Source organism: Streptomyces corynorhini, assembly GCF_003346515.1.
Taxonomy (GTDB): domain Bacteria; phylum Actinomycetota; class Actinomycetes; order Streptomycetales; family Streptomycetaceae; genus Streptomyces; species Streptomyces corynorhini.
This window is the reverse complement of the sequence record NZ_QQNA01000013.1, coordinates 1-8760: the sequence shown is the minus strand read 5'-3', so window position 1 is coordinate 8760 and position 8760 is coordinate 1. Positions and strand designations below refer to the sequence as shown.

Sequence of the window (8760 nt, the reverse complement as noted above, 5' to 3'; positions counted from 1 at the left end):
CCGGCCCACGGTCTCGGGCCGCCCATGTCGTGCGGCCCGAGACCGTGGGCCGGGCAGCCCGGGGGCGGGGCGGCGGGGTCGTCCGGTCCGGGCCGGTGGGAGAAGGGGGTGTTCACGGTCGCTCCAGGGATGGGGCCGGAAGAGGGCAGGGCGTACGGGCGTACGGGCGTACGGGCGGCAGCGGTACGGGCGCGGCGCGCGGCGGGTCCTTCGTCCACCGGTCAGCCCGGCGGCGCGGCCAGCGCGTGCAGATAGCCCATCAGCGTGAGCAGCACATCGCGGCTCGACGCCCGCTGCCGCGCGTCGCAGTCGACCATCGGGACCTCGTCCGGCAGGTCGAGGGCCCTGCGCAGCGCTTCGACGGGGTGGTGCGGCGCGTCAGGAAAGGTGTTGACGGCGACGACGAACGGTACGCCGCGCTCCTCCAGCCGTCCGATCACGTCGAAGCTGACTTCGAGGCGGCGGGTGTCGACCAGGACCACGGCTCCCAGCGCGCCTTCGAACAGGCCGTTCCACAGGAACCAGAAGCGCTCCTGGCCCGGGGTGCCGAAGAGGTAGAGCACCAGCTGTTCGGTGATGCTGATCCGGCCGAAGTCCATGGCGACGGTGGTGGCGGTCTTGGACTCGACGCCGGAGTTGTCGTCCACCCCGACCCCGGCCTGGGTCATGGTCTCCTCGGTGGTGAGCGGACGGATCTCGCTGACCGAGCCCACCATCGTCGTCTTGCCGACCCCGAATCCGCCCACGATCACGATCTTCACGGCGGAGGTGGCCGTGTCGGGCAGGACGTCCTCGCTGCTGGGGCCGGTGATCGTGTCAGAGTCTCTGAAGTCCATGCATCACCGCTTCGAGGAGGGACCGGTCGGGGAGGGCGGCACGCACGATGGGCGCGCGCGATTCGACCAGCTCGGTCGCGAGGAGTTCGGTCAGCAGCGCGGTCACCACGCTGAAGGGAAGGCTGAGATACGCCGACAGCTCGGCCACGGACAGCGGCGCGCGGCACAGCCGCAGGATGGTGGCCTGCTCCGGCGGGACCATCGGCGACGCCGCCACCCGTGCCACGATCATGGTGACCAGATCGAGGGAGGCGCGCTCGGTTCCGTCGGGGCCGCCGGTGATCACGTACAGCCGTTCGGGATCCGCGACGTCCGCGTCGGGCCGTCGGCGTTCTCGCTGGGGAGGGGTGGTCATCCGGCCCCCCCGTCGTGGCGCGGCGGGCTCGTCAGATGGGCGCCGATCCGTACGACCATGTCCCGCATCCGGGCACCGACCAGCCCGGCGTCGACCGTGTCGGCGGCGAGCACCGCGAGATAGGCGCCCGCGCCCGCTTCCATCAGGTAGAAGAAGCCGCCGCCGATCTCGATGACGACGAGCCGCATCCGGCCGTCGGTGCCGGGGATCTCGACGGCCACGGCGGCGGCCAGGCTCTGCAGCCCGGCGCAGGCCGCGGCGAGCCGGTCGGCCGCGTCCGGGTCGCCGCCGTGCCGGGCGATCCTGAGCCCGTCGGCGGAGAGCACCACGATCTGGTGGATCTGCGGCACCCCGTCGGCCAGCTCCTTGAGCATCCAGTCCATGTTCGCCCGCTGCTGGATCACTTCAGATCTCCCTTGCCCCACACATCGTCGGATTCGCCGCGGTCGCCTGGCAGGTCCGGCGGCTGTGCTGTCCCGGCCGACGGCTCCTGCGGGGTGCCGTTGACCGCTTTCGTGAACGCTTCGAGCCAGATACCGGGGCCCGGCTTCTTCTCCGCCGGGGCTCCGTGACCGGCTCCGTGGCCGGGTTCCCGGCCGGATTCCCGGCCGTATCCCTGGTCGGCTCGCCGCCCTGGGCCCTGGCTCCGGGTGGGGCCGGGCTCCTGGCGCGGGACCGGGGCGCCGCCGGGGGCGGCGGTGCGGCCACCGCCCGCGTGGCCGTTGTCCACCAGCCCCAGATTGTGGGAGCCGAGCGGGGCACGGCCCCGGCTGCGCCGCTGGGGCAGTCCGTTCTCCGTCCACTCGGTCACCACCGGAATGTCGTCCTCCATGGCCGGGGTCACGACGGGGGCCGTCCGCTGGGGGCCCGTCACCGGTCGCGGCGGCCGGTTCGCGGGCCGGAGGATGTCGGTGGTGGGCAGGTCGTTGGGGCTGCCCTTCGGGCCCGCGGTGGCGCCGATGCCGTGGGCGATGCCGGGAGCGGGCCCGGTGGTCACGATGGAGCGCGGCACGATGAGTACGGCGCGGACCCCGCCGTACGCCGACTGGCGCAGCGAGACCTGAAGGTCGTACATCTGGCAGAGTCGGCCGACCACGGCCATGCCGAGCCTGGGTGTCTCGCCGAGGTCGTTGAGGTCGATGCCCGCCTGGGCCTGGGCGAGCATGCGCTCGGCCCTGGAGCGCGCCTCCTCGCTGAGGCTGACACCGCCGTCCTCGATCTCGATCGCGATGCCGGTCTGCACCTCGACGGCGGTGACGTGGACACGGGTCTGCGGCGGCGAGTAGCGGGTGGCGTTGTCGAGGAGTTCGGCGCAGGCGTGGATGAGCGGTTCGACGGCGGTGCCGATGATGGCGACCTTGGCGATCGAGTGCAGATCGACGCGCTGGTACTCCAGGATCCGGGACATAGCCCCGCGCAACACGCTGAACAGCGGTACGGGCTTGGGCCATTGGCGACCGGGCCGGGCCTTGCCGAGTACGGCGATGCTGTCGGCGAGCCGGCCGATCAGCGCGGTGCCGTGGTCGATGCGCAGCAGATCGTCGAAGACTTCGGGGTTGCGGCCGTGGGCCTCCTCCATCTCCCGCAGCTCGCTGGCCTGTTGGTGGACGATCGACTGCACGCGGCGGGCGATGTTCACGAAGGCGCGCTGCGAAGCCTCCCGCACGGCCTCCTCGTCATCGATGATCTGGAGTACGGAGCGGAGCAAGGAGCGCTGCGCCGGGGGCAGTTCGCGGTACCGGTCGTCGCCGTCCACGACGGCCCGCATCACCTCCATGGGCGATTCGCCCTGCCGGAGGCGGTGGACGGCGGCCGGCATCAGTTCCTTGCCGAGCCGGACGGTCTCCTCGTCGTGCTGGGCGAGCCGGTGCTCCAGCGCCGCGATCCGGTGCGCGTGCTGCTCGCGCAGGGCGGCGACGGCCGCGCGGCGGCGGGACAACTCGCTTGCGCACCAGGCGAACAGGCCGATCGCGACCGCGCCGTACAGCGCGAGCGGTATGCGCGCGGCCTCCGGCACGAGCACGACCGCCGCCGCCGTGGCGCCGGCCAGCAGGACGACGGGGAGCACAAGCGCGCGCACGGCGGGGGGCGCTTGCTCTTTCGGGGGTGCTTCAACACGAACCATGTAAGCCTCTGGCGGTCGATTCAGGTCGGATAATTCGAACAATCACGGAACCTGGGGAACAAGTGCCTGATTACGTATCAACTCGGCGCGCTCCGCGAGAGCTTAGCCCGCCCCATTGACCACTTCGGCTCATTCCCGCAACCTCGTGCACGGGCCACACCATCGGGCATAGACTCGCGCGTTTGCACGCAGCGCTCTCGCCACGGCACGAAGCGTGACGACTCCTGTGCGAGTGAGGAACACGTCGTCGAACCCGTGCGACGAGCGGCGAGCGTCAGGCCGGACAACGCGAAAGGGGCCGTTCCCGTGCGGGAACGGCCCCTGCGGGGGCGGGAGGTGCGGTCAGGAGGGGACGTCCGCCGCGAGCAGGGCGAGGAGTTCCTCGACGATCGCGGGCGACTCCCGCTGGAGCGCGGCGACATCGACGCCCTCGTCCCCGAGAATGGACAGCAGTGCCCGGTCGCCCACCGAGAGGACGACGATCTGGCCGCCGCCGCAGCGGATGACCACATCACGCAGCGAACCGGCGTCCGCCTGCTGGGCCATCCGCGCGCCGAGTCCCAGCGTCGCCGCGGCGAGCGCCGCGATGGCCTCGGGCTGGGCGGTGTCGGTGTCGGCGGCCACCAGCAGGCCGTCGGCCGTCGAGAGGACGCTTTCGGACACTCCCATCACCCTCTCCCGCAACGAGGCCAGCACATCGACGAGGGGGGCGGAAGAAGTGGCGGACGAGTGTGCGTGCATGGTGTGCGCTCCTTGGTGATGATCCGGCCGAGGGTCGTGCCGTGGGGCGTCGTACACGGGTTCGGTCCCAGGGCCTGATCTCCCGGTCCCGAGTCCGCGATCCAGGGGCCGCGGTTCCGAGTCCGCGGCTTCGAGCCGCTTCGGACCGCTATAAACCGGCCTGCGGCGCGGTCGGTTCCGGTCCGCCGGACGGGCGCGCGCCGTCCGGCGTGTGCCCGGCCCGGCGCCCGCCGGGGACGCGGCGGGGCAGGTGGGCGGTGGGTACCGGAGAGGGTGCGGGCGCCGGGACGCGGCCGTCCCCGACGACGCGCGGCGCGGTGCTCGGCCGTCCGGCGGGCGCGCGGCCCTCCCACTGGACGAGCCCGAGGCCGTTCATACGGATCAGGTCGACCATCACGCCGAACAGACCCCGTCCCGAGGCGAACGCCAGATCCCGGGAGGTACGGCGGCCGTTGGCGAGGGCCAGCAGGCCCAGGTAGCGGTGGGGCAGCCGCTCGGCGGGGACGTCGGGCCGCCCGGCGGGCAGGGCCCTCGCCCTGGCCAGTTCCGCGGGCGACCCCCACAGCCGGGACACGAGGGCCAGTCTGCGGGTGGTCTCCTCGGCGACGGACTGGGGCTCGACGCCGTACCGGCTCAGCACGGTGGGGGCCGGATCGCCGGTCTCCCACTCGCCGGGTCCGCCGACGGCCAGGGCGAACGCGCCCTCGAAGACGGTCCCGGCGCAGACCACCTCCAACTCGGCGGCGCCGACGCTCCCGCGCGCGACCAGCGCGGCGCCGAGGCCGTCGGTGTCACGGACGGCGCTGAGACCGGCCGCCCAGCTCTCGTCGTCCACGCGCCCCGACTTGAGCAGGGCCGACTCGACGGACGGAGTGCCCGGAGTCTCGATGGCGTGAATCAGCCCCGCCCGCAGATGAATCGTGCCACCGGGCGCGCCGAAGAGCCGTACGGTGCCGCTGAACCGCTCCTGGCGCAGCCCCAGCAGCAGCGCGGGAACGTTGCGCGGCGAGCCGGAGCGCCCCGAACGGTCACCCTCCGTGTCCGCGCTCCGGGGGTCAGGGCCGTCCGCCGTCATGCCAGCATCCCTTCCGCGTGGCCGTTCAACTGCCGCAGAGCCAGGGCGAGATTCGTCCGGTCGCGGTCCAGGGCCGCGACCAGGAGCAGCGGATCACCGGCACGCCGCACCGTCCGCACCACGTGGTAGCGGCGCGCGCTCGTCACGACAAGGCTCTCCAGCTCGCCACCGGTGCCCGCGGGGCCCACCCGGTCGGTGACGAGGGCCGCCAGTTCCGCCGTGTCCACTCCGTCGCCGACCGCCGACGGGTCACCGACCGCGCAGTAGGTGAGTCCGGTGACCGCGTCCACGAGAGCCGCACCGGTCACTCCGGGTGTCTCCAGGAGCCGGGACAGGGATGCCTCCAGGGCTGACACGTACACCCCTTCATTTTAAGACAGATTACACAGTAGCCTAGTCTGTAACTTGCTTTTTGGTGACCGCTCTTGGCGTCTTTTGTCCTCTTGGCTGTTCGCCACTTCGGACGACCGATTGCCGTCAGCCCGAGGAACAGGAACCACGATGAACCTTGAGACCGCGCTCAAAGAGGCCATGACCATGGAGGGCGCCATCGGTGTGGCGGCGGTCGACTACGAGAGCGGGATGTCGCTCGGCGTCCTGGGCGGCGGAAAGGACCTCGACCTGGAGATCGCCGCCGCCGGGAACACCGAGGTCGTGCGCGCCAAGGCACGCACCCTGGCCACGCTGGACATCGACGACACCGTGGAGGACATCCTGATCACCCTCGGCAAGCAGTACCACCTGATCCGCCCGCTGTCCTCCAGCCGCGGCTCGCTCTTCCTCTATCTGGCGCTCGACCGCTCGCGCGCCAATCTCGCGCTGGCGCGGCACAACCTGCGGCGCATCGAGAACGAGCTGGAGATCTGAGCCCGGTCACGGACTCCGCCGCCACCGGGATCCGGCCCGGTGGGAGTGGTCGGCGACCGCGCGCAACAACGGTCGGGTCCGGCGCCGTTCGGGACGAAGGGAGCCTTCCGGCCCTTCTTTCCGGCCAGCCGGCGCCCCCGGCGTACGCGCCCCGGAGCGCGGAGCGCGTACGAGGGCGGCGACCGGAAGGTACTCGGCGGTATCAGGCGAATCCCCCCGTACGCCCCGATACTGACCCCATGACCCGACACGGAGAGCTGGGCACGGCCCTGCACCGCTGGCGTGACCGGATCGCACCGGCCGAGGCCGGGCCGCCCGCCGATGAGTCCGGCCGTGCCGCGGGACTGAGTCTGACGGAGCTGGCCCAGCTCACCGGGCTGTCCGCGGACTATCTCGGCCGGCTGGAGGAGGGGCGGGCCACCTCCCCGTCCGTCCAGGTGCTCACCTCGCTGGCGCGCGCCCTGCGGCTCTCCGACGACGAGCGCAGACATCTCTTCCTCCTCGCGGGCCAGTCCCCGCCCGCCGTGGGACGGGTCGCGGAGCACGTACCGCCCAGCGTGCGCCGACTGCTCGGGCGGCTCGCCGGGACCCCGGTCGGCGTCCACGACGCGTCCTGGAACCTGATCACCTGGAATCCGCTGTGGGCCGCGCTCGTCGGCGATCCGGCGGAGCTGCCGCCCCGGGGCCGCAACGCGGCCTGGCACCACTTCACGGGCCAGCCCAGCCGGATCACGTACACCCCGGAGCAGGAGGCGCGCTTCGAGGCCGCCCTCGTCGCGGACCTGCGGACCGCGACCGTCCACTACCCCACCGATGTGCGGCTGCGTTTCCTGATCGGGGAGCTGCGGCGGGTGAGCCACCGGTTCGGCGGGCTGTGGAACTCCCGCATCGCCGGGTCGCACGACACCGGTGTGCGGACCGTGCACCACCCGGACATCGGCCCGCTGACGGTCGACTGCGACACGTTCACCGTGCCGGGCTGCGATCTGCGGATCGTCGCCCACTCGGCCGCCCCCGGTACGGAGGCCGCGGAGAGACTGAGGCTGCTGGACGTACTCGGCGCGGAGATCACCGCGAGGGCCGCCGAGCAGGCCCCGGCCGCCGAGGCGGGCGAGCCCGCGTCGGCCGTCGGCCACCGGCCGCTCACCGCCGACCACTGACCGCTGGCCGCCGACCGCTGGCCGCCGCCGCGGCAGCGGGCGCGGCGCCCGCGTTCACCCGAACGGATGCGGGCCGCCGTCCCGCCCCGCCGGACGGCGATACCTCCGGTCGGCTCACGCGAGGGGCGCGTCACGCGGTCTGTTCCTACCGTGGCCGAATGATCATCAGATCCGTGACGCGCTCCGCGCTCTGTGGCACGGTGGCCCTCGCCACCGGCCTGCTGGTCCTGCTGCCCGTGGCCACCCCGGCCGCCGCGGACGCCGGAACCGATCCGGTCGTACGGGCGCCCGGCCTGCCCGGCGCCCCCGCGGTCGCGGGAACCCCCGCCTCCGCGGCACCCGCCGCGTCCGCCTCCCCCGGCGCCGGGCCGGCCCCCGCCGCACCCGCCGCACCCGCGGACGGCTCGCTGCTCTACCGGCCCGGCACGCAGGTACGGGCGGCGCGCGGAGCGCCCGCGCTGCCCGACGACGTGTCCGCGCTCTCCTGGCTGGTCGCGGACGCCCGTACGGGTGCGGTGCTCGCCGCGCACAACGCGCACCTGAAGCTGCCTCCGGCCAGCACCCTCAAGACGCTCTTCGCCGTCACGACACTGCCCCACCTTCCCCAGCACGCCCAGCACACCGTCAGCGAGGCGGAGCTGGACGACATCGGCCCCGGCAGCAGCCTGGTGGGGATCGTGCCGGGCCAGTCGTACGAGGTGGCGGACCTGTGGCGGGGCGTCTTCCTCAGCTCGGGCAACGACGCGGTGCGCGCGCTCGCCGAGATGAACGGCGGCTGGGACAAGACGGTCACCCAGATGCGCGAGAAGGCCAAGCTGCTGGGCGCGCTGGACACCCATGTCGTCTCGCCCGACGGCTACGACGCGCCGGGACAGGTCACCTCCGCCTACGATCTGGCGGTCTTCGGCCGTACGGGGCTGGCCTCGCCGGACTTCGTCCGGTACAGCTCGACCGTCGACGCGCAGTTCCCCGGTGACGGCGGCGGCACCTTCGGCATCATCAACACCAACCGGCTGCTGAGCGGCGAGGACGGCATCGCCCCCTACCCGGGGCTGATCGGCGTCAAGAACGGCTACACCTCGGACGCGGGCTACACACTGGTGGCCGCCGCCCGGCACCACGGCCGCACGCTGCTGGTGACGGTGATGAACCCGCAGGCGGGCGGCGGCTCCGCGGTCTACGAGGAGGCGCGGTCGCTGCTGGACTGGGGCTTCGCGGCCGACCGCCGGGTCGCCCCCGTGGGGTCGCTCCAGCCGCCCGCGCCGCCCCTGCCGCCGCTGCCTCCCGTATCGCCGGACGAGACGGCCCCGGCGGGCGCGACGAAGGGGCCGGTCGCGCGGGCGCTGCGCACGGCGCCCGCCGGTTCCGCGGTACCGGCGGCGAAGGTCGCCGAGGCGGGGGCCACGGGCACCGGGGAGAAGCGGGAGTCCTCGGACCCGCTTGCCTTCGCCCTCATCGGCGGCGCCTGTCTCGCCGCGCTCTGGCTCTTTCTCGTCCGGCGGTCGGCCCGGCGCAGGGAACGGCTCGGCTGACCCGGGCGGGCGGGGCACGCGGCGGCCGGGAGGCGGCGCAGCGGGCCCGGCCGGGATCCGGCCGCGCTA

10 protein-coding genes are annotated in these 8760 nt (G+C 73.2%); 3 read left to right on the top strand and 7 right to left on the bottom strand.

What is annotated here, in order from left to right:
• Positions 1-221: 221 nt before the first annotated feature.
• From DVH02_RS02680 to DVH02_RS02650, 7 genes are all read right to left on the bottom strand, one after another.
• A complete protein-coding gene (locus DVH02_RS02680; protein ID WP_114622034.1) occupies positions 222-836 on the bottom strand; it encodes a GTP-binding protein in 615 nt (204 codons plus the stop codon).
• On the bottom strand, positions 817-1191 hold the full coding sequence (locus DVH02_RS02675; RefSeq protein ID WP_114622033.1) for a DUF742 domain-containing protein: 375 nt from the start codon (positions 1189-1191) through the stop codon (positions 817-819). The genes DVH02_RS02680 and DVH02_RS02675 overlap by 20 nt, the downstream gene beginning before the upstream one ends.
• The gene (locus tag DVH02_RS02670) at positions 1188-1595 is read right to left on the bottom strand and encodes a roadblock/LC7 domain-containing protein (RefSeq protein ID WP_114622032.1); all 408 of its coding nucleotides are present in this window, start codon (positions 1593-1595) and stop codon (positions 1188-1190) included. Before DVH02_RS02670 ends, DVH02_RS02675 begins: the two co-directional genes overlap by 4 nt.
• On the bottom strand, positions 1592-3316 hold the full coding sequence (locus DVH02_RS02665; protein WP_233518000.1) for a sensor histidine kinase: 1725 nt from the start codon (positions 3314-3316) through the stop codon (positions 1592-1594). The genes DVH02_RS02670 and DVH02_RS02665 overlap by 4 nt, the downstream gene beginning before the upstream one ends.
• Positions 3317-3658: 342 nt before the next feature.
• Positions 3659-4057 carry a roadblock/LC7 domain-containing protein gene (locus DVH02_RS02660; RefSeq protein WP_114622031.1) on the bottom strand — a complete coding sequence of 133 codons (399 nt, stop codon included), beginning with the start codon at positions 4055-4057 and terminating at the stop codon, positions 3659-3661.
• 148 nt (positions 4058-4205) lie between these two features.
• Positions 4206-5132, bottom strand: coding sequence for a hypothetical protein (locus DVH02_RS02655; RefSeq protein ID WP_233517999.1), 927 nt, complete (start codon positions 5130-5132; stop codon positions 4206-4208).
• Positions 5129-5494 carry a hypothetical protein gene (locus DVH02_RS02650; RefSeq protein ID WP_325051320.1) on the bottom strand — a complete coding sequence of 122 codons (366 nt, stop codon included), beginning with the start codon at positions 5492-5494 and terminating at the stop codon, positions 5129-5131. Before DVH02_RS02650 ends, DVH02_RS02655 begins: the two co-directional genes overlap by 4 nt.
• Before the next feature lie 139 nt (positions 5495-5633).
• Here DVH02_RS02650 and DVH02_RS02645 point away from each other — a divergent pair, with 139 nt between their 5' ends.
• The 3 genes from DVH02_RS02645 (at position 5634) to DVH02_RS02635 (ending at position 8691) form a co-directional block, all read left to right on the top strand.
• On the top strand, positions 5634-5999 hold the full coding sequence (locus DVH02_RS02645; protein ID WP_114622030.1) for a hypothetical protein: 366 nt from the start codon (positions 5634-5636) through the stop codon (positions 5997-5999).
• A 239-nt stretch (positions 6000-6238) separates the two neighbouring features.
• The gene (locus DVH02_RS02640) at positions 6239-7159 is read left to right on the top strand and encodes a helix-turn-helix transcriptional regulator (RefSeq protein ID WP_114622029.1); all 921 of its coding nucleotides are present in this window, start codon (positions 6239-6241) and stop codon (positions 7157-7159) included.
• 158 nt (positions 7160-7317) lie between these two features.
• Positions 7318-8691: a D-alanyl-D-alanine carboxypeptidase family protein gene (locus DVH02_RS02635; protein ID WP_114622028.1), complete on the top strand. Its 1374-nt coding sequence runs from the start codon at positions 7318-7320 to the stop codon at positions 8689-8691.
• Positions 8692-8760 lie beyond the last annotated feature (69 nt).

Bases quoted from the DNA above. Each gene is read 5' to 3' on its own strand.
- DVH02_RS02665 (WP_233518000.1), bottom strand. From the start codon at position 3,316: ATGGTTCGTGTTGAAGCACCCCCGAAAGAGCAAGCGCCCCCCGCCGTG.
- DVH02_RS02640 (WP_114622029.1), top strand. From the start codon at position 6,239: ATGACCCGACACGGAGAGCTGGGCACGGCCCTGCACCGCTGGCGTGAC.
- DVH02_RS02655 (WP_233517999.1), bottom strand. From the start codon at position 5,132: ATGACGGCGGACGGCCCTGACCCCCGGAGCGCGGACACGGAGGGTGAC.
- DVH02_RS02635 (WP_114622028.1), top strand. From the start codon at position 7,318: ATGATCATCAGATCCGTGACGCGCTCCGCGCTCTGTGGCACGGTGGCC.
- DVH02_RS02680 (WP_114622034.1), bottom strand. From the start codon at position 836: ATGGACTTCAGAGACTCTGACACGATCACCGGCCCCAGCAGCGAGGAC.
- DVH02_RS02645 (WP_114622030.1), top strand. From the start codon at position 5,634: ATGAACCTTGAGACCGCGCTCAAAGAGGCCATGACCATGGAGGGCGCC.
- DVH02_RS02675 (WP_114622033.1), bottom strand. From the start codon at position 1,191: ATGACCACCCCTCCCCAGCGAGAACGCCGACGGCCCGACGCGGACGTC.
- DVH02_RS02660 (WP_114622031.1), bottom strand. From the start codon at position 4,057: ATGCACGCACACTCGTCCGCCACTTCTTCCGCCCCCCTCGTCGATGTG.